This window comes from Acinetobacter calcoaceticus (assembly GCF_016508255.1).
Classification (GTDB): Bacteria; Pseudomonadota; Gammaproteobacteria; order Pseudomonadales; family Moraxellaceae; genus Acinetobacter; species Acinetobacter calcoaceticus_E.
Genome location: NZ_JADVKT010000001.1, coordinates 792,851 through 813,306 on the forward strand (window position 1 = coordinate 792,851; position 20,456 = coordinate 813,306).

Below are 20,456 nucleotides of genomic sequence, written 5' to 3' on the forward strand. Positions count from 1 at the left end.
ACCCTCTTTATTTCTTTAAGCCCATTTGTTTCATAGACCATAAGCTTTTGAATTTACGTTTTCCCCATTGGCTCAATTGATCAATATATAAGTACATTACAGGTGTACTATATAAAGTTAATATCTGGCTAATGATCAAACCGCCTACAATCGAAACCCCCAAAGGTACATGTAATTCGGCACCGTCACCTCGGCCCAATGCTAAAGGTAAGGCTCCAAACAAAGCTGCAAATGTTGTCATCATGATGGGACGAAAACGTAGCACTGACGCGTCTAAAATCGCTGTTTCAGGTTTTAAATTTTGCTTTCGCTGCAAAGTTAAAGCGACGTCAATCATCATGATGGCATTCTTTTTCACAATACCAATCAGCAATAAAATTCCGATGAGAGCAATCACCGTAAATTCCATTTTAAAAAGTATGAGAGCAATGAGTGCCCCTAATCCCGCAGACGGCAATGTAGAGAGAATAGTTAAAGGATGGGCAAAACTTTCATATAAAATTCCAAGCACAATATAAATCACCACAATTGCGGCCAAAATAAGTAATGGTTCCGAACTTAAGGAAGATTGAAAAGCTTTTGCTGAACCTTGGAATGACCCTCGTATAGAAGTTGGGACTTTTAATTCATTCATTGCATTATTAATTTGAAGGGTGGCATCTGAAAGTGAATAACCATCATTTAAATTGAATGTAATGGTACTGGCAGCAAATAACCCTTGATGATTGACCGACAATGAAGTATTCGCAGCTTTCCATGAACTAAATGTAGATAAAGGTACAGAATGCCCTTGAGCATCTTGTATATAAATACTGTTGAGGGCTTCCACACTTTTTGCATACTCAGGTGCAACTTCCATCACCACATGATATTGATTCATCGGATTATAAATGGTCGACACCTGCCGCTGACCAAAGGCATCGTTTAACGCACTATCGGCTTGAGCTTGTGTTATGCCCATCATTTTCATTTTGTCATGGTCAAAAGTGAGCTTGGTTTCTAACCCTTTCACATCCTGATCACTAGACACATCGGTTAAAGCGGGTAGTTTAGATAAAGCAGCTTGAATCTGTGGTGTCCAGCTTCTTAGTGCGGTTAAGTCATCGCCTTGCAGGGTGTATTGATAACTGGCATCGCTTGAGCGGCCTCCCACATTAATATCCTGCACAGGTCTGAGACTAAAACGTATTCCCGCTTCATGCCCAAGTACTTTGCGTAAACGAGCCATAATCTGGTCTGGTGTATCTGTTCTTTCACCCAAAGGTTTTAAAGCTAAAAATAGATTGGCCCGATTGAGTTGGGAACCTCCAAGTGTACCCATCACATGGTCAACGGCTGGGTCTTTTCCAATCACGGCAATGTATTTTTTAAGCTTGGTATTCATTGCATCAAAGGAAATATTTTGGTCTGCAACCAAAGACCCCATCATGACCCCTGTATCTTGTTGAGGGAAGAAACCTTTAGGCACAGCAATATATAAGTAAACATTCAGTCCAATCGTGAAGATGAAAATAATCATCGTCATGGCTTTATGCTGCAATGCGACTGCCAAACTACGCTTATATAACAGGGTAATTCGTCCAAATAAGCCCTGTTTTTTCAAATATTCATCGTCAGATGCAACCAAAAGAGCTTCGGTGTAATCATCATTTTCCGACGTCTGTTCAGCTATTAGGTTTTCAGTGCCTGGCTGATTTTTCTTATTCTTTTTCAACCACCATGCGCACAGCATAGGTGTGGTGGTAAGTGAAACCACCATTGAAATTAAAATGGCATAGCTTAAGGTCATGGCAAACTCATGGAACAAACGTCCCACAATTCCGCCCATAAGTAAAATAGGTACAAATACCGCAATCAATGAAATACTCATTGAGATCACCGTAAAACTAACCTCTTTTGCTCCCGTAATTGCCGCCTGCATGGGAGCAAAGCCCTCTTCCATTCGCCTTGAAATGGTTTCAAGTACAACAATGGTGTCGTCTACTACAAAACCTGTCGCAATTGTCAAAGCCATTAAGCTAATATTGTTTAACGAAAAACCAGAGGCATACATCAAAGCAAAAGTACCAACAAGCGAAATAGGTACAGTAATCGCAGGAATTAAAGTGGCTCTGCCATTTTTCAAAAATACGAAAACAACAATAATGACCAATATGATCGCAATAATTAAAGTCCGCTCAATTTCTCTTAAAGAGGCTTGAATGGTCTTACTACGATCAACCGCTGTATGAATTTCAATTTGTGATGGCAATGCCTGTTGTAAAGTCGGCAACATCTGATTAATGCGTTGAATGGTTTCAATTACATTTGCATTGGGCTGTTTAAATACCATAATCAAAACAGAAGGTTGGTCTGCATAATAACCCGCATTACGAATATCTAATACAGAGTCTTTTACCTCTCCGACATCAGAAATTCTAACCGCTCCCCCATTTTTATAGCTTAGGATTAAGGGAATATAGTCAGCAGCTTGTTTGGCTTGGTCATTCGCTTTGACTTCCCACAGTTCTTGTTTCTTTTCTATAAAGCCTTTAGGTCGATTTGCATTTGTTGAGGTAATAGCAGAGCGTACAGTATCGAGCCCAATACCATAGTGCGCCAACTGGCTAGGGTTAAGTTCAACCCTTACCGCAGGTTGTGCTGCTCCACCAATGCTGACATCACCAACTCCCTCAATCTGGAGGAGTTTTTGTCCCAAAATCGTATCGGCTGCATCATACATCTGTCCTCTAGATAACGTTTTAGAGGTCAGCGCCAAAATCATGACTGGCGCATCGGCAGGATTGGCTTTTCGATAAGTTGGGTTATTTTGAAGTCCCGATGGTAATGAAGAAAGCGATGCATTAATTGCACCCTGCACGTCACGGGCAGCACCATTAATATCGCGATTTAAATCAAACTGAAGTGTAATACGAGTAGAGCCTAATGTACTTGAAGAGGTAATTTCATTTACCCCAGCAATACGTCCTAAATTTCGCTCTAACGGCGTAGCAACTGTTGCTGCCATCACCTCCGGACTTGCCCCCGCCTGCTTTGCCGTTACAGAAATAGTAGGGAAATCAACTCGCGGCAATGAAGCGACAGGTAAAATATTAAAGGCTAATAAACCCAGTAATACCAACCCAATGCTCAGTAAAGTGGTTGCTACAGGACGGCGTATAAAAGGCGTTGAAATACTCATACTTCATCCACCCCAGATTTAAAATGTTCATAAGGTGGCAACTCGCTGGCATCTTTATCTGGACGGCGATTTCCTTTTATGCGCTGCGCCAAATGGTCAAAAGCAAGATAAACAACTGGTGTGGTAAATAAAGTAAGAAGCTGACTCAGAATTAAACCACCAATCATGGTAATACCAAGTGGATGGCGTAATTCCGATCCCATTCCACTACCAATAACCAAAGGTACAGCACCTAATAATGCCGCCATTGTTGTCATTAAAATTGGTCTAAATCTTAATAAACAAGCTTGATAAATTGACTCCATCGGTGTCAGGCCTTGATGCCGTTCAGCATCTAGGGCGAAATCAATCATCATGATTGCATTTTTCTTGACGATACCAATCAGAAGCACAATGCCTATAATCGCAATAATGTTTAAATCATTATGAGTTAAGGACAACGCTAAAAGTGCGCCAATCCCTGCCGATGGTAATGTCGATAAAATGGTTAGTGGATGTATAAAGCTTTCATACAGCACACCCAAAATAATATACATCACCACAATTGCAGCAATAATGAGCCAGACCGTATTACTTAAAGAAGCTTGAAATGCGAGTGCAGCTCCCTGAAATTGAGTCATCAAACTGCTTGGTAACTTTAACGCTTGCTCGGTTTCTTTTACTGCTTGAACTGCTTGTTCTAATGACACACCTTGAGCGGTATCAAATGAAATTGTTGCCGTTGGGAATTGGCCTAGATGGTTAATCTCAAGCAAGGTATTTCTAGGTTGAATCGTAGCGATTGAACTTAAACGAACAGGCTTTCCACTGCTTGAAGGAACATATAAATCCTGTAAGGCTTGTACACCATTTTGATCTTGATCGGATAAGCCAAGAACAACGTGATATTGATTTGTCTGCGTAAAAATCGTACTGATGAGTCTTTGCCCAAATGCATTGTAAAGAATGTTATCAATACTCGCTGTCGTCACTCCATATTGAGCTGCCGCGTCACGGTTAATATCAACATAGACCTGTAAGCCTTTGTCTTGCCAGTCACTTGCTAAATTTGTAATTTCAGGGCGCAAAGACAAAGCTTGAACGAGTTTTGGAATCCATGTCGCCAAGTCCTCAGAACGCGTAGATTGCACGGTAAACTGATATTGGGTTCTACTTTGTCTTGCGTCGATTGTTAAATCTTGAGCAGGCTGCAAATATGTTGTCACACCTTGAGCTTTACTCAAGCGTTGTTGCAAATCACTAATAACCGTCTGCACATCGGGACGAGCCGATTTATCCTTTAAATTAATTAAAATACGGCCAGTATTTAGTGAGCTATTTGTTCCATCCACACCAATAAACGATGAAATACTTTGTACAGCAGGATCTTGCAAAATAATTTTTGCGGTTTCTTGCTGCTTAACGCTCATTGCTTGAAAGGAAATTGTTTGGTCAGCTTCAGTTGTAGCAATAATCTGTCCCGTATCCTGAACAGGGAAAAAACCTTTCGGGATAAAAACATACAACATGACCGTAAAGACAAAAGTTGCAACCGTAACAACTAAAAATAGCCCTTGTCTTGCTAGCACCCAACGTAATGCTTTGGAATAGACACCAATCGTTTTATCAAAAAAGCTACCCATTACATGGTAAAAACGTCCCTGCTCTGCTTCAGGAATATGCTTGAGCAATCTTGAAGACAGCATCGGGGTCAGCGTCAAAGAAATGAAAGCTGAAATTAAAATAGAGACAGCAAGGGTTACAGCAAATTCACGGAATAATCGCCCAACCACATCTCCCATAAATAGCAGAGGAATGAGTACAGCAATCAGCGAAATGGTCAGGGAAATAATGGTAAAACCGATTTGCTCTGAACCTTTTAAGGCGGCCTGCATCGGCGATTCGCCTTGCTCAATATAACGGGAAATGTTTTCGATCATGACAATGGCATCGTCAATGACAAAACCCGTGGCAATGGTAAGTGCCATCAAACTTAAATTATCGACCGAAAAACCGATCAGATACATCACCGCAAACGTGCCGACCAAAGAAAGTGGTAACGCCACTGCGGGAATAAAGGTTGCTCGTACACTACGTAAAAATAAAAATACGACAATGATGACCAGTACCATTGCCAAAACCAGCTCAAACTCTACATCTGTTAGTGAGGCCTGAATGGTCGCGGTACTATCATTTAAAATTTCCACATTCACAGATTGTGGAAAACTACTTTGTAATTTAGGCAGGATTTGCTTAATTTGATCCGCAACCTGAATCACATTTGCATTGGGTTGGCGTTGCACATTAATAATAATGGCTGGCGTTTGGGTTGCAGCATTATTGCTAGTATGTCCAACCCATGCTGCTAAACGCACGTTTTCTGCCGAATCAATGGTTGCAGCAATATCCGACATTCGAATCGGTGCGCCATTCTTATAGGCAATGATTAGATTTTTATAATCATCAGCCGTATGCAACTGGTCATTACCATCAATTGTAGAAGACTGTACGCTACCACTAATCGTACCTTTTGCTTGATTAACGTTAGCAGCCGTGACAGTCGTACGCACATCTTCTAAAGTCAACCCCATATTGGCCAAAGCTGCCGAGTTTACTTGTAAACGTACCGCAGGACGCTGCCCGCCACTTACACTAATTAAGCCAACTCCACTCACTTGAGAAAGTTGCTGTGCTAAACGGGTATCGACCAGATCTTCCAGTTTAGTAATGGGCATCTCTTTAGAGCTGATCGCAATGGTCATAATTGGCTTATCAGCTGGATTTACTTTGCTATAAGTCGGTGGGGTCAGCAAATCGTTAGGTAACAAATTATTAGAAGCATTAATTGCAGCCTGTACCTCTTGCTCCGCAACATCCAATCCTAAATTTAAATTAAATTGCAAGGTAATGACTGATGCCCCATTGGAGCTAGTCGATGACATTTGGCTCAAACCCGGCATTTGCCCAAACTGACGTTCAAGCGGAGCGGTAATCGTTGAGGCAATAACCTCAGGACTAGCACCCGGATATAAAGTTGTAACCTGCATAGTCGGATAATCGACCTCTGGCAATGAAGCCACAGGCAAAAACTTCCATGACACCAACCCACATAAAAAAATGGCAATCATGACCAGTGTAGTCGCCACTGGACGCTGGATAAATAAACGGGAAGGATTCATCAGCACTCCTTACTGCGCGGTTTGAGCAGAAGGTTGACTGGCGGCTACAGCGCCCGATGCACTAGCCTGTTCACGATGATGTTGCCATTGATGCTGTCCGGTATTTTGACTGCTATTTGTTTCTGGTGTGCTGCCTTGTGCATTTTGATGATACCTGTGTCCACCACTACCACCTTGTGTATCAGCAGCCTGTCCTGAACCCTGATGGTGACCTGTGCCCACACTAATTTTGGCGCCATCTTTAAGTTTATCGACACCGTCAGTGACCACAGCATCATTGACCGTCAATGCTCCACTGGTAATTACGGTGTTGTCACCTACAACAGCCCCAGTTTGAACATTCACCGCACTCACAGTCTGATCAGAATTAACTTTATAAACAAAAGAGCCATTGGCGCCGAGTTGTAATGCAACAGTTGGAACAATCATCGCATTGGCAATATTGCCCAAACTCATCCGTACATTAACAAACTGATTTGGAAATAAATGCTGGTTCTGATTATCAAAGCTGGCTTTAATATTAATAGTGCCAGTATTTATATTAACCTGATTATCTAGAGCAACTAGTTTACCATCGGCCAGTTTTTGAGTATTTTGACGATCCCAAGCCTCTACCTTAATGTTTTGGTTAGAGTTGTCCATAATCTGCATTAATTGCGTTAAATATTGCTCAGGTACCGCAAATACCACTGAAATATTTTTAAACTGAGTAATATTAGCAATGCCGTTTGCATCAGATGTTGTCACCATATTGCCAACATCTACCTGACGTAGACCTATACGCCCATCTACTGGAGATACAATACGCGTATAACTTAACTGTAGTTTTGCATTCTCTACAGCGGCTTGATCCGTCTTTAAAACACCTTCATATTGTTTGACCAACGATGCTTGAGTGTCATACTGTTGCTTAGCGATTGAATCTTGCTTCCAGAGCTGAGCATAGCGTTGCATATCAAGTTTAGCATTCCTTAACAATGCTTGATCTTTGAGTAGCTGACCTTGAGCTTGTAATAAGCTTGCTTTAGGGGCACGGTCATCTATAAGTGCTAGAAGCTGTCCTTTGTGAACAAAACTCCCTTCCTTAAAATAAATCTGCATTAAAGTGCCGTTAATTAACGGATGTACAATGATGGTATTTGTAGAAGTGACTGTACCTAACGCTTGAATAGTTTGCTGTACATCTTGTTGCACTACCTTACTCGTGCCAACCACAGTAGAAGAGTTCCCTCCTCCCAAATGTCCACTTTTTCCTCGTTTACCTGATGACGCGCTTTGTGAAGACTTTAGCGGTTGATGTGTTAGATGCCAAATTCCAAACCCTACAAGGAATAGTATTAAAAACAATACTATATAGCTTAAAAATGACTTGGTTTTTGAAGGTTTTTTTATGACCTTGTTTGGTTCAGATATGTCATTCATAGAATCGTCATAGGCTTATTTTTTCATACAATATAAATATGCTTTTAAGTTTAATTTAGACTTAAATGTTAACAAATCACTACACAATTGTTTGATTAAAGTAAATTATTCAGCTTTATTTAATTAACAATTTAAATATTTTAATTAAACTTATTTTAGACTTGTCATACATAAAGTATTTATAAACTATCAATGCAAATAAACTAAAATATCAGTCTAAGCAAATTTATGATAAAAGATTTGCTTTATAATTTTTCTAGAATAAATTTAAGAAAATAGATGCAAATAGTAGAAATGATATGAGTCAGCACATAATAAATTCACAAGACATTCCTTTAGCATTTCAAATTGCTTGGAATAATCATGATATGAAGGCCTTTGCAGCTCTTTTTGTTAAAGATGCAACTTTCGTTAATCGTTTCGGTCATTACGTTAAAGGTGTTGATGAAATAATTGCACTTCACCAACCTATTCATGAAACCATCTATAGCGATTCAACACTAGAGAATGAGCTGATAGACATCACACCTATGAGCCAAGATATCTGTATTTCACATTTCTGGAGTCGCCTAACCGCGGGCGTAGCTCATCCTCAAGGCCCTCACCAGATTGATACTCTCATTCTTACTGTACTCATTAAGAAAAATAATTCTTGGTACATTCAGGCGCTAGAAAATGTGACTGTAACGAACCCACGAACGGGAGAGACTATCCTTAGAAATATATAAAACAGAGCAAGATAATTTTTAAGTAATTTATAGGCATAAAAAAAGCCCTTGCTATTAACAAGGGCTTTTTAAGAATTTTGGCGGAAGCGGTGAGATTCGAACTCACGGAGGACTCACACCCTCGTCGGTTTTCAAGACCGGTGCATTAAACCGCTCTGCCACGCTTCCAACGAGCGCTATAATATAAATAAAAAGACAACTTGGCAAATCTTTTTATTTAACTTTCCTTCTAAATGCTCAAAATAAAAACAAAAAACCTTAAATTTTAAGTTTTTGTCTACTTATCACCACTTTTTCTCTAAAACATATCTTTATGGTGAGGTTCTTAGTTGTCTTTAACAGCACATCACTATAACTATATGATGCTAGTCTATCTTTTTGATAAAATACTTATAAAGATAAGAAGCTTTAATCTTTAATAAGGGTATTCTCCCCTTTGCAATTACTAATACGGTTTTAATGACCGATGTAGTTTCTAGCGAAACTATCTATATGAAAGAAGTTTGAGCTATATGATGAATCGCAAACTATTAACTGCTGAAGGTTATCAACGATTACAAGATGAACTAAATGATCTTGTAAGAAAAGAACGTCCAGAGATTACTAAAATTGTGTCATGGGCAGCCAGTCTTGGCGATCGCTCAGAAAACGCAGATTATCATTACAACAAAAGAAAGCTACGTGAAATTGATCGTAGGATTAGATACCTCACCAAACTTTTTGAAGTTGCCCAAAAAGTAGAGTACCGACCAGAGCAAGATGGCCGAGCCTACTTTGGAGCATGGGTCGAATTAGAAAATGATGAAGGCGAAACTACAAAATTCCGTATCGTTGGCGATGAAGAAATTTACGGCCGTAGGGACTATATTTCTTTGCAATCACCTATGGTAAAAGCTTGTTTAGGTAAAGCTATAGATGATGAAATACAAGTTCAAACGCCTAAAGGTAAAATGATTTGGTATATAACAAAAATAAGTTATCAGTAATTCATTGATACTATTAACTTCATTTTTTATTACAATGTAATTATATTAAACTTAGAATTTGAAAATATTATCATTTAAATTTAATATATTTAATAACTACAAAAATACAGGCTTATCATTATTCATGTAAAAATAGAAAATATTAAATTTAAAAAATAAATAAAATGCCATCGATTACCGATCAAAATTAAAACAAAATTTTATTTTTATAAAAAAGAGATTATTAATTATGAAAGGTATAAAAATTGCTGCGATATCTACTTATCACCCAAGAACAATTAGAAATAATGAATATTATTTAAATAAATTTGAAGACAAAGATAGTTTAAATAGAATTTTTGAAAAAGTAGGCAGAAATAAAAGACATGTAATTGTTGACCATGACGAAAATACTCTCACAATGGCAATTCATGCTTCAAAAAACTTATTAAAAGATTATAATATTTCACATGATAGCATTGATATTATTATATTTTCTTCTACAACATTAGAATATCTTTCTCCAACTAATGCTTTACTTATTCATTCAGAACTAGATATTAAAACCGATTGCATATGCTTTGATATCAATGCTAATTGTTTAGGAATGTTTGTTGCTCTTGAACAAGCCTCAGTTTTACTAGCATCAAAAGACAATTATAAACGCGCGCTAGTGATTGGATCTGATCATCTAACAATGCTTGGAGATGAGAAGCAACCTATTCCTTCAACAATTGTAGGAGACGCAGCTGCGGCCATCATACTTGAGAAGGATACCGATGATTCAGGCATGATTGATCGGATGTATCAAACAGATAGTAGTTTTTGTAAAACGATTGTTTTTCCTCCTCAGGGATTTACGAATTATTATGGTAAGGATCAAAAAATTCATTGGGCGCCATTTACTGGCCTAGAAAGTGTAGAATTTGCTGCGGATGCGCTAGAAAAGTTACTCAAAAAAAATAATTTAAAAATAGAGAACATATCATGTTTTTTACTATCTCAATTTACTAAATCAAATATTGATATTCTTCAAGATAAAATTAATATACCACCTGAAAAAATTGAATATATTGGTGATCAATATGGATATACAGGTGTTAGTAGTTTTTTTATTGCCTATAAAAACCGCTTAGAAAAATCACTTATAAATAAAGGTGATATTATTGTTTTCTGGTCTTTAGGAGCGGGTTACCAGACTGGAGTAATGTTATGGAAAATTTAAAGAAACGTAAACTATAAAAATATTATCTTAGCTAAAAGATACTTTTTCACAAATATCTTTTAGCTTTAATTCAAATATAGGTTAAATAAATCTATCAAAAAATCATTAAATTATTTTATTTTTTCAGTTATTTAACTTATAGCAATTCACCAAACAGTTAAATCAAATTTCACGTTGTAATAACATGGGGGCTACAAAATGTAGCATTTCATCCCCTATTTTCTCATATCAAAAGTGTATAAATTTTCTTCCTTAAGAAATTCATGTGTTTATGATGATATATTGAATATTTAATTGTACAAAATTTGACATTATTTTTTTTCAATACTATGATGCGCGCAGATTAAATATTGAGCATTTTTTAACTCATTTGAAAACTATGTAGATTTTCTACACAGTTTATTTTTTTCATTTCATGTCATTTTGAATGACGTCATGACTGCCCACCCCTTATTGAATTTATCAACTTTTAGAAGTTATGGCAGCTTATTGTCTGACTTTTTGGGCATAAATTATCTGTAGCGGAGACAACATGCACAGTAATTCAAATTCAGGGTCGAGGCTTTGCCTTAACTCTTTATTTTCCTCTCTCCCGTTAAAAGCACTTGCACTCAGTACTATGCTTGTTCCATTTCATAGTATTAATGCAGGAAAAACCCTACAGTACAATACTGTAGTAAATACAAACACTCTAACTGTTGTTGCGGTAGAAAGCCCGACAACCGTTTTCAAAGAAGATCAGTTTTTACATGGTTTTGGTTACGACTTAGCTCGTAACTATGCACAAAGCCTTAATGTAAAGCTGGACTTTAAAATCGTGGCAGACAATGCCACTGCACTTAAATGGGTTCAGCAAGGTAAAGCAAACTTTGCGATGACTACCGCTGGTTTAAGTACCATCGAAAACAAAGGATTAATGTCTTTTTATGCAAGTTGTGGTGACACAGTCAATTTGCAAAAAAATGGTTTAAATCCTGAATTAAGCTGGGTGTTTAAACAAGCTGATGACCCCCTCACCCAGACGGCTAGTGGCTTTGTATGCCAAAGTAAGCAAAATGGTGTGACACAACAACTTGCTTCTTTTTATGATCGTAATGTGGTGAAACCAGAAGCTTGGTCAACCATTCAACGTGACTTAACTACGCGCTTACCGATTTATAAAGCGAGCTTTAAACAAAGTGCAGCTAAATATGATCTCGACTGGCATTTACTTGCCGCAATTGGTTATCAAGAATCATACTTAAAGCCAGAATCTGTTTCTCCCACAGGTGTTCGTGGCTTAATGATGCTCACCAATAGTACTGCTCGAGCAATGGGTGTGAGCAATCGTAGTGATCCAGCTCAAAGCATCCAAGGTGGAGCAAAGTATTACGATCTCATGTTAAGTGAATATGATGATATTCCTTTCCCTGATCGGAACTGGTATGCGCTTGTGGCCTATAATATGGGACCAGGTGCAGTAAACCAGATTCAGAAGCGCTTGCAAGCACAAGGGAAAGATCCAAACCAATGGGTTAATCTCTACAATTATTTGCAAAGTAATAAAATGCGAAATGGTCGATATAAACAAGCGGTTCAATATGTCACTCGTATTCGTGCTTATCTTGAACATATCAAAACGGCGCAAACACGAATCAATATCTAATTTTTATTATTTAGAAGTTGATAAACTCTTTGTTTGTATGAATAAAAAGCTTACCTCTATGGGTAAGCTTTTTATATGAATTCTTTAAAATTTAAGCGGTATGCTCTAATACTTTTTTGAACAAATCTTTTTGTTCTTGGCTTGGCTTAGCTGTTTGTAAAGCCATTAATTGAGACATATCACCTTGAACTTTAATTTTACCAGTCATGAATGCCTGCATAGCAGCAGCCATATCAAACTCTAAGAATACTTTACGTAAAGTTTCAGCATCCATATTTAAAGTTGTTTTGGCATTTGAAGACAAACCTTTTTGGATTTTACCCCCATCTAAAGCTAATTCGGTATTTCCAGAAGCATCTGTAACTACTAAATTAATTGCCAAATTCGCAAGAGCGGGTGGCAAATTAAGATCCCCAGCTTCAGCAGTTAATTTTTCGACAGTAGCAAACCAATCTTCAGTTAAAAATGCAGGCATGATTCTTCCTCAAATTTATTTGTTCAATTTCTCTAGTTGCCTATCCAGACAACATCATGTGAAGCAATTCTGCTTGAGCGTTGTTATAGCATGTAATTTAAATTTTGGGCTATGACTTTTTGTACGGAACATTCATTTTTTAGTATTTTGATACATTAAAGGCACTTGTTTATAAAGTGCCTTTAATTGACTTATCAAGTAGTTTTACTCAGCAGCAAAACTTAAGTTCACGACATCTAAACGGTTTTTAAGCTCTTCCGGATCTTTAAAATCCAGCTCGCGCTGAGAATCTAGAGCTTCGAAATCAAACAATTCACGATCCGCTAACTGAGACGGAGATACGTTTTGTAACGCACCAAAAATACTATGTAAGCGTTTCGGATATTGTTTATCCCAATCACGTAGCATTTCATTAAGCATGGCACGCTGTAAGTTTTCCTGCGAACCACAAAGGTTACATGGAATGATTGGGAACTGACGCAACTCAGCATATTTAATGATGTCTTTTTCTTCAACATATGCCAATGGACGAATCAGAATATTCTTCTTATCTGATGATAAAAGCTTTGGAGGCATCGCCTTTAAACTACCACCATGGAACAGATTTAAGAAGAATGTTGCAAGAATGTCGTCACGGTGATGCCCTAAAGCAACTTTAGTCGCACCAATTTCTTGTGCAAAGCCATACAAAGAACCACGGCGTAAACGCGAACATACTGCACAGTAGGTTTTACCTTCCGGTGTTAAACGTTTGGTAATCGTATAGGTGTCTTTTTCTAGAATGTAATATGGAATGTTATTTTCTTCCATATAACGAGGTAAGACATCTTCAGGAAAGCCTGGTTGCTTTTGGTCAAGGTTAACAGCAACAACATCAAAATTGATTGGTGCAATACGTTTAAACTGCAACATGATATCGAGCAAGGTATAACTGTCTTTACCACCAGACACACACACCATGACCTTATCGCCCTCTTCAAGCATATTGAAGTCACGAATAGCATGTCCAACTTGACGGCGAAGCTTCTTGAGCAAACGGTAATAGGCCGAGCTTGTTGGAAGTTCAGGCTTAAAATTAAATCCCTGATTGGACTCAACTGGCGCGTACATAGACGAGATATACCCATAAATAAAAATACCGCGCAATTTTATATGATTCGGACGAAAATCGCATCAAAAGAATAGTTTCAATTCTTGAAGCCGTCACATTGCTCCTACATGATGCAAAAGACATGCTCTATTTTGACTGAAGCGTTCAAAATTTGTGCAAAGCGCTTACTTTTTGGACTTTTCCACAGTTTTCCACAAAACCTGTGGATAAAATTGTGGATTTCTTAGTGCTTGACAAACTGTTTTGACCTTCTGTTAAGGGTTTTATTTAAATTGATCATTTTTTAACCAATGTTTTTTACCTTTTAATATCAACATGTTATTCAAGTCAATAGAATCATTTTAAAAATAATTTTTAATTTTTTTTGATGAGCATTCGAACAAAACAGCTTGATTTTTTGAAAGAGTCGAAATAAAAAAAATTACACAAAACTTCTTTCCGTAGTATTTTTTGATAAACTCTTCGACAAGTTTTGAATATCTTAAAAATGTGAATAACATAAAATGAAAAAATCGGTTCAATTGCTTTTTTCTTGTTTATTGGGGATGACCACTTTTTCGGTCGGCATAACGTCGAGTTCAGCTGGTCAAATGTATATTTACCAAGATAAAAACGGTAGTACATTACTAACTAACCGAAAAAGTTATGATCACTCACTTAAAAAAGTAAAAGTGACATATTACCCTGATAGTAATATTCATAGTTATACAAACTGGGGAGCATCAGAAGCCTCTGTCCTGCCGAGTTATAGCAAGAATAAAAATGCTTTTGACCATATTATTAAACAAGCTGCCCTACAGCATGGTGTATCTGAAGGCTTAATTAAGGCTGTTATGCATACCGAGTCAGGATTTAATGCAAATGCCCGCTCTCCTGTGGGTGCGCAAGGTCTTATGCAACTTATGCCTGCGACTGCACGTCGATTTAACGTAACCAATGCCTATGACGCTCAGCAAAATATTTTTGCAGGTGCAAAATATCTAAGCTGGTTACTCAAGCGTTTTCGTGGCAATACACAAATGGCCCTTGCAGCTTACAATGCAGGTGAAGGTAACGTTGATAAATACGGTGGTATTCCACCTTTCCGTGAAACACAAGATTACGTGCGCCGTGTAACAAGTCGATATCAAAACTTATATGCATCTGGTGAAGGGTTTTCATCTTTTTCCCCGACTTCTAATACTTCAGCACAAGTCACTTCTCAATCTTCAAATTTAGCGGAAAACACTACTGCTCAAATAGCCGTACCAGCACCTAAATATTCCTCTTCTCGTCAAATTGTGACTTTATCGAATGGAACATTTACTGATGCGCCTAAGGGTACTTATGTCACGAACAATGCCACAGCAATTGCACATATTCGGATAGAATAAAAACGTTTACTGACGGTTTCATGCCGTCAAGTTCATGTACCTTAAATTGTAATGATCTATTACCTGATCTTTACCATTTAGGCGAATTTAACCAATAATTCTTTAAATTTAGGTACATTCTGCTATGTTAAAGAATGTATCAATTCCTTATTTTTTTCTTGAATTTTTCCCCTAAGCCCCGCATATTAGCTGCATGATTTAGAATTTGTAAATCAGATAACATTTTATTTATAAGAGGGTTTTCTCAATGATGCGGATTGGTTTGTTTTTGCTTACCAACCTCGCGGTACTGGTTGTAGCTGGCATTATTTTGTCACTCTTCGGTGTCGGTAGTTACCATGGCGCGGGTGGCTTGAATCTAGGCAACCTTTTAGTGATCTGTTTTGTGTTTGGTATGGTGGGATCTTTAATCTCATTATTCATGTCAAAATGGATGGCTAAAAAAACGACCGGTACAGAACTGATCGACCCGAATGCTCCCCGTAACCAAGCTGAAAGCTGGTTATTGCAAACAGTCGCTGAACTTTCTCAACGTTCTGGTATTAATATGCCAGAGGTTGGTATTTTTCCATCATATCAATCCAATGCCTTTGCAACAGGCTGGAATAAAAATGATGCCTTAGTTGCCGTTTCATCTGGTCTACTTGAGCGTATGAATAAAGATGAGCTACGTGCTGTGCTTGCGCATGAGATTGGTCACGTTGCGAATGGTGATATGGTTACCCTAGCACTCATCCAAGGTGTCGTGAACGCCTTCGTTATGTTCTTTGCTCGCGTAGTGGGTGATTTTATCGACCGTAATGTTTTTGGTCGTCAAGATGATCAAGCTCCTGGTATGGGTTACTTCCTCATTACGATGGTTCTAGATATCGTGTTCGGTATTCTCGCTTCTGCCATTGTCATGTGGTTCTCTCGTTACCGTGAATACCGTGCTGATGAAGCAGGTGCACGTTTAGCTGGTAAACAAGCAATGATTTCTGCTTTATTACGTTTGCAAGCTGAAACAGAGTTACCTGATCAAATGCCAAAAGAAATGAAAGCATTCGCAATTGCGGAAGGTAAAGAACAAGGTTTTAGTTTAGCTGCTTTGTTCCAAACTCACCCTACAATTGAACAGCGTGTTGCGGCTCTACATCAGTTAGATTGCCCATAATATGCTTAAAAAAAGCCTCCATTGGGAGGCTTTTTTTATTAGATTGAATGGAAGAGTCCCCAGAGAAAACTTATCCCCCACCACATCGCAAAACCAATAAGAATAAGTACAAATAAGCCGAGTAAATCAGGTATATGTAGCCATAGCCAACTCACAACAGGGTTACGCCAAAAGGCTGAATGCTGCTGTTTCTTTTCCAGTTTCTCGTGTAAATAGGGATGAATTACATGGATATCGCTCTGAATTGCATATTCTTCACGTATGTGAGTATGAACCACCTCTAATGCTTTTCTGCTAGGGCGAATAAAAATATCGAAAATAGTTCCTGCGATCGGAATACATCCAACGACAGCATCCACTACAGCCAATTTTATTACTGGGGTTAACTTATGTTGGGGCACCCCAATTTGCTTGGCTTTATATATGGCGTAGCAAGTCAGAACAAAACCTGCTACATCACCTGCAATTGGAATCGTACTTAAGGCAGCATCTGCTCCAATACCCTGCTTTGTAAAGGGAATACGGACCGCACTATCCATCATGGTTGCGAACTTGGCAAGGTCTCGTTCTAATGCGATGACCTGTTGCTCTGTTAATTTTTTTTGTTGGGACATCTCAATCAAATATATGGAGAAAAGTTAAACTTAATATACTTGATTTGATGCCTCTTTTTAAATTGTTAACTTTTAACTCGAAGCTTTCGATTTAAATAGCGAACGCAATAACACATACATGACTGGAATAAAGAATAAAACCAGCACAGTACCAAACATAACGCCGCCCAAAATACTAATCCCGATTTCTTGACGACTTACAGCACCAGCACCCTGTGCAAATACAAGAGGAATAACACCAGCACCAAAAGCTAAAGATGTCATTAAAATCGGTCTTAGACGCAAGCTAGCGCCTTCTAAAGACGCCTGAATGGCATTCTTGCCCTTTTCTTGAGCCAAGGCTGCAAACTCAACTATTAAAATTGCATTTTTACATGACAACCCAATCGTGGTTAACAGTGCGATCTGGAAATACACATCATTTGGTAGTCCAAAAATATAAGAGAAAATAACACTTCCCCCTACGCCTAATGGAATAGATGTCATCACAGCGGCTGGAATGCTCAAACTTTCATATAAAGCTGCTAAACATAAGAAAATAAAGCCTGCCGAGATTAGATATAAACAGACTGCCTGATTTGTTGACTTCTGCTCTTCAAAAGATAAACCTGTCCACGCTAAACCCACATCCTTTTGTTGATTGACAAGTTGCTCAACATCTTTCATTGCCTGACCTGAACTACTGCCACTCGCAACATCTGCTTGTAACTGTAAAGCACTATAACCCATATAGCGTTTTACAATTTCAGGAGCCCCACCCCAGCTAAAGTTAGCAAACGAACTAAAAGGCACCATTTCATTTTGGTTATTACGTACAGACCAGTTATATAAATCGTCAGGTTTCGATCTGAACTCAGCATCACCTTGAATCATGACTCGCTTAATACGGCCACGGTCAATAAAGTCATTTACGTAAGTTCCACCCCACGCACTTGAGAGAGTGTTATTAATTGCAGGTAACTCTAAGCCATTTGCTAATGCTTGTTTTTGGTCAATTTTAATGTTTAAGTTTGCTTTACTATTGGTTGACTGCTTATCAAAGTTTTCAAAAGTCGAGTAGCTTTTACTTTGAGTTTGCAACTGACGGAAAGTCCTATCTAGAAAATCTTGACCCTGTCCATTTAAATCTTGGATCCATAAATCTAAACCATCTGTTTGACCTAAACCATTTACCGAAGGAGGTAAAGTCACATTGATTTGAGCATTATTAAAATGGCTAAAATATTTCATCGCACGCTTTTGTATAGCATCTGCCGAATCACTTTTTCCAGTACGTACATCCCACGGTTTTAAAGCAACAAAGCCTTGCGCTAGGTTCTGTCCCGTACCAGAATTATTTCGACCATAGCGAATTAAAACCAAATCGACATTTTTATCTTCTTGAGATAAGAAATATTGACGGACTTGCTCACCGATTTTCTGACTTTGAGACATCGGAGCGCTATCGACGAGTTTAATTTGAACACTTAAAATGCCTTGATCTTCTTTAGGAATAAACCCACTTTTCAAACCACTATAGAACAGCATAAAAACAGCAATCAGAGCCACAAAAATAACAACAACCGATTTACTGTAATCAATACTTGTCTGTACGATCTTTATATATTGATTTTTAACTTGATCAATTTTCTGGTTAAACCAAACTGCCCAACGCATAGGCTCAGGGTTAGGCTTTAAAATTAAGGCACACAAAGCAGGTGTTAGAACTAATGCAACGATGAGTGACAACGCCATAGCTGCCACTAAAGTAATGGAAAACTGGCGGTAAATCACCCCAATTGAGCCACCTAAAAAGGACATTGGAATAAAAACAGCAGTTAAAACCAATGTAATCCCAATTAAGGCGCCACTAATTTCACTCATTGACTCAATTGCGGCTTCTTTAGGTGTTAAGTGCTGTTCATGCATGAGCCGCTCAACGTTTTCCACGACCACAATCGCATCATCAACCAGCAAACCAATAGCGAGTACCAGTGCAAACAAAGTTAATGTGTTAATACTAAAGCCGAGCACATATAAAACACCAAAAGTTCCCAAAATAACGACTGGAACGGTAATACTCGGAATAAGAGTTGCGCGCCAGCTTTGCAAAAATAGGAACATCACCAAAATTACTAGAATAATGGCTTCCACAAGAGTCTTTACCACCTCTTTAATTGACTCTTGAACAAATGGTGTATTATCTCGTGGATAAACAATTTTATAACCAACAGGTAGCTTGCTTGTAAGCTGATCTAGAGTCTGATGGATGAGTTTAGAGGTCTGAATGGCATTCGCACCCGAAGATAACGAAATACTCACACCTGCGGCAGGATAACCATTAATAGTATTAAAAGATTGATAGTTTTCTGCACCTAGCTCAACTCTGGCTATATCTTTTAAATAAACATAACCTGCCATTTTATTGGACTTTACGACAATATTTTTAAAGTCTTCGACTGTTTTTAGTCGCGAACCTGCTGTAACTTTAGTATTTAAATATTGCCCATCGATAACAGGTAAATCACCAATCGCACCCGCAGCAACTTGTGTATTTTGAGCAGTGATTGCATTAGCAACATCACTTGGCATTAAGTTATATTGTTTTAATTTTTCTGGATTTAACCAAATTCTCATCGCATATTGTGAACCGAATATATCAGTTTCACCGACCCCTTCAATACGATTCAAATTATCTACCACATGTGTAGTTAAATAGTCTGATAACTCAATATTTCCTGTTTTTCCAGTCGAGTCATATAAGCCAATCACCATAAAAGTATCGCCTAAAGACTTACTCACGGTAACACCTTGGCGCTGAACTTCATCAGGTAAACGGCGTATTACCCCACTAATGCTATTTTGTACTTGTACCTGCGCGGTATCTGGGTTTGTTCCATTATCGAAACTAATGGTAATGCGGCTACGTCCAGATGAATCACTTGATGAACTAAAGTAGAGTAAGTGATCAATACCTTGTATTTGTTGTTCTAAAATTTGAGTAACACTTTGCTCAACCGTTTGCGCATCTGCCCCACTATAACTTGCCGACACTGTAATTTTTGGAGGAGCAATGTCAGGATACCGTTCTACGGGTAAATGCATGACCGAAAAAATACCAAAAGCCATAACAATGATCGCCAATACATTGGCAAAAATGGGGCGATGAATAAAAAATTTTGATAGCATGGCTGCTCGGTATGATGTCGTTAATTAACAGAAGTAATGCCGCTTTGAGACCTTGTGATCATCAACGAGCGGTATAAAAAAGACAAGTAGAATTAGAACAATAAATGTAATTAAGACAAAAACAAAGGGTGATATACCTTTTCCAACAAACCGATAAAAAACCAGTTAAATAGTGTCACTGAAAATTCATGAATTCTTCATGATCGTGTCAAACTAAAACACCAGACTTGAGGCGTAT

The 20,456-nt window shown here is 38.1% G+C and carries 12 protein-coding genes, 1 tRNA gene and 1 pseudogene; 6 read left to right on the forward strand and 8 right to left on the reverse strand.

The window, feature by feature from the left end:
* Window positions 1-7 precede the first annotated feature (7 nt).
* From I5515_RS03715 to I5515_RS03725, 3 genes are read right to left on the reverse strand one after another with little or no spacing between them, the layout of a single operon-like run.
* Window positions 8-3,181, reverse strand: a complete 3,174-nt coding sequence (locus I5515_RS03715) for an efflux RND transporter permease subunit (protein ID WP_199964806.1) — start codon at window positions 3,179-3,181, stop codon at window positions 8-10.
* Window positions 3,178-6,339, reverse strand: a complete 3,162-nt coding sequence (locus I5515_RS03720; protein ID WP_199964807.1) for an MdtB/MuxB family multidrug efflux RND transporter permease subunit — start codon at window positions 6,337-6,339, stop codon at window positions 3,178-3,180. The genes I5515_RS03715 and I5515_RS03720 overlap by 4 nt, the downstream gene beginning before the upstream one ends.
* A 9-nt stretch (window positions 6,340-6,348) precedes the next feature.
* On the reverse strand, window positions 6,349-7,761 hold the full coding sequence (locus I5515_RS03725; protein WP_199964808.1) for an MdtA/MuxA family multidrug efflux RND transporter periplasmic adaptor subunit: 1,413 nt from the start codon (window positions 7,759-7,761) through the stop codon (window positions 6,349-6,351).
* Window positions 7,762-8,045: 284 nt separating this feature from the next.
* On the opposite strand from I5515_RS03725, the pseudogene I5515_RS03730 reads away from it, so the two are divergent.
* Window positions 8,046-8,489, forward strand: a pseudogene (locus I5515_RS03730) (SgcJ/EcaC family oxidoreductase); the annotation flags it as partial.
* Between the two features lie 78 nt (window positions 8,490-8,567).
* Here the strand turns inward: I5515_RS03730 and I5515_RS03735 are convergent.
* A tRNA-Ser gene (locus I5515_RS03735) sits at window positions 8,568-8,657 on the reverse strand.
* A 347-nt stretch (window positions 8,658-9,004) separates the two neighbouring features.
* On the opposite strand from I5515_RS03735, the gene greB reads away from it, so the two are divergent.
* The 3 genes from greB to I5515_RS03750 all read left to right on the forward strand — a co-directional run bounded on the left by greB (window position 9,005) and on the right by I5515_RS03750 (window position 12,324).
* Window positions 9,005-9,475 (forward strand): transcription elongation factor GreB, encoded by a 471-nt coding sequence (gene greB / locus I5515_RS03740; protein WP_199964810.1) that lies wholly within the window; start codon window positions 9,005-9,007, stop codon window positions 9,473-9,475.
* 229 nt (window positions 9,476-9,704) lie between these two features.
* Complete coding sequence (locus I5515_RS03745) at window positions 9,705-10,679, forward strand: 3-oxoacyl-[acyl-carrier-protein] synthase III C-terminal domain-containing protein (RefSeq protein WP_199964811.1); 975 nt, start codon at window positions 9,705-9,707, stop codon at window positions 10,677-10,679.
* Window positions 10,680-11,211: 532 nt separating this feature from the next.
* Window positions 11,212-12,324 carry a transglycosylase SLT domain-containing protein gene (locus I5515_RS03750; RefSeq protein WP_199964812.1) on the forward strand — a complete coding sequence of 371 codons (1,113 nt, stop codon included), beginning with the start codon at window positions 11,212-11,214 and terminating at the stop codon, window positions 12,322-12,324.
* Window positions 12,325-12,415: 91 nt separating this feature from the next.
* Here the strand turns inward: I5515_RS03750 and I5515_RS03755 are convergent, their stop codons facing one another.
* Both I5515_RS03755 and ttcA read right to left on the reverse strand, forming a co-directional pair.
* Window positions 12,416-12,799, reverse strand: coding sequence for an SCP2 sterol-binding domain-containing protein (locus I5515_RS03755; RefSeq protein ID WP_002118641.1), 384 nt, complete (start codon window positions 12,797-12,799; stop codon window positions 12,416-12,418).
* A 204-nt stretch (window positions 12,800-13,003) separates the two neighbouring features.
* Complete coding sequence (ttcA, locus tag I5515_RS03760; RefSeq protein WP_003650120.1) at window positions 13,004-13,909, reverse strand: tRNA 2-thiocytidine(32) synthetase TtcA; 906 nt, start codon at window positions 13,907-13,909, stop codon at window positions 13,004-13,006.
* 504 nt (window positions 13,910-14,413) lie between these two features.
* Between ttcA and I5515_RS03765 the strand changes: the two genes are divergently transcribed.
* Window positions 14,414-15,283: a lytic transglycosylase domain-containing protein gene (locus tag I5515_RS03765; RefSeq protein ID WP_199964813.1), complete on the forward strand. Its 870-nt coding sequence runs from the start codon at window positions 14,414-14,416 to the stop codon at window positions 15,281-15,283.
* 247 nt (window positions 15,284-15,530) lie between these two features.
* Window positions 15,531-16,436, forward strand: a complete 906-nt coding sequence (gene htpX, locus I5515_RS03770) for a protease HtpX (RefSeq protein ID WP_005307880.1) — start codon at window positions 15,531-15,533, stop codon at window positions 16,434-16,436.
* A 38-nt stretch (window positions 16,437-16,474) separates the two neighbouring features.
* Here htpX and I5515_RS03775 read toward each other — a convergent pair whose 3' ends face one another.
* Both I5515_RS03775 and I5515_RS03780 read right to left on the reverse strand, forming a co-directional pair.
* Window positions 16,475-17,050 carry a DUF4112 domain-containing protein gene (locus I5515_RS03775; protein WP_199964814.1) on the reverse strand — a complete coding sequence of 192 codons (576 nt, stop codon included), beginning with the start codon at window positions 17,048-17,050 and terminating at the stop codon, window positions 16,475-16,477.
* A 72-nt stretch (window positions 17,051-17,122) separates the two neighbouring features.
* The gene (locus I5515_RS03780; protein WP_199964815.1) at window positions 17,123-20,218 is read right to left on the reverse strand and encodes a multidrug efflux RND transporter permease subunit; all 3,096 of its coding nucleotides are present in this window, start codon (window positions 20,216-20,218) and stop codon (window positions 17,123-17,125) included.
* Between the last annotated feature and the right edge of the window lie 238 nt (window positions 20,219-20,456).

Coding starts and splice junctions, on each gene's coding strand:
- I5515_RS03715 (WP_199964806.1), bottom strand. CDS start 3,181: ATGAGTATTTCAACGCCTTTTATACGCCGTCCTGTAGCAACCACTTTA.
- I5515_RS03720 (WP_199964807.1), bottom strand. CDS start 6,339: ATGAATCCTTCCCGTTTATTTATCCAGCGTCCAGTGGCGACTACACTG.
- I5515_RS03725 (WP_199964808.1), bottom strand. CDS start 7,761: ATGAATGACATATCTGAACCAAACAAGGTCATAAAAAAACCTTCAAAA.
- greB (WP_199964810.1), top strand. CDS start 9,005: ATGAATCGCAAACTATTAACTGCTGAAGGTTATCAACGATTACAAGAT.
- I5515_RS03745 (WP_199964811.1), top strand. CDS start 9,705: ATGAAAGGTATAAAAATTGCTGCGATATCTACTTATCACCCAAGAACA.
- I5515_RS03750 (WP_199964812.1), top strand. CDS start 11,212: ATGCACAGTAATTCAAATTCAGGGTCGAGGCTTTGCCTTAACTCTTTA.
- I5515_RS03755 (WP_002118641.1), bottom strand. CDS start 12,799: ATGCCTGCATTTTTAACTGAAGATTGGTTTGCTACTGTCGAAAAATTA.
- ttcA (WP_003650120.1), bottom strand. CDS start 13,909: ATGTACGCGCCAGTTGAGTCCAATCAGGGATTTAATTTTAAGCCTGAA.
- I5515_RS03765 (WP_199964813.1), top strand. CDS start 14,414: ATGAAAAAATCGGTTCAATTGCTTTTTTCTTGTTTATTGGGGATGACC.
- htpX (WP_005307880.1), top strand. CDS start 15,531: ATGATGCGGATTGGTTTGTTTTTGCTTACCAACCTCGCGGTACTGGTT.
- I5515_RS03775 (WP_199964814.1), bottom strand. CDS start 17,050: ATGTCCCAACAAAAAAAATTAACAGAGCAACAGGTCATCGCATTAGAA.
- I5515_RS03780 (WP_199964815.1), bottom strand. CDS start 20,218: ATGCTATCAAAATTTTTTATTCATCGCCCCATTTTTGCCAATGTATTG.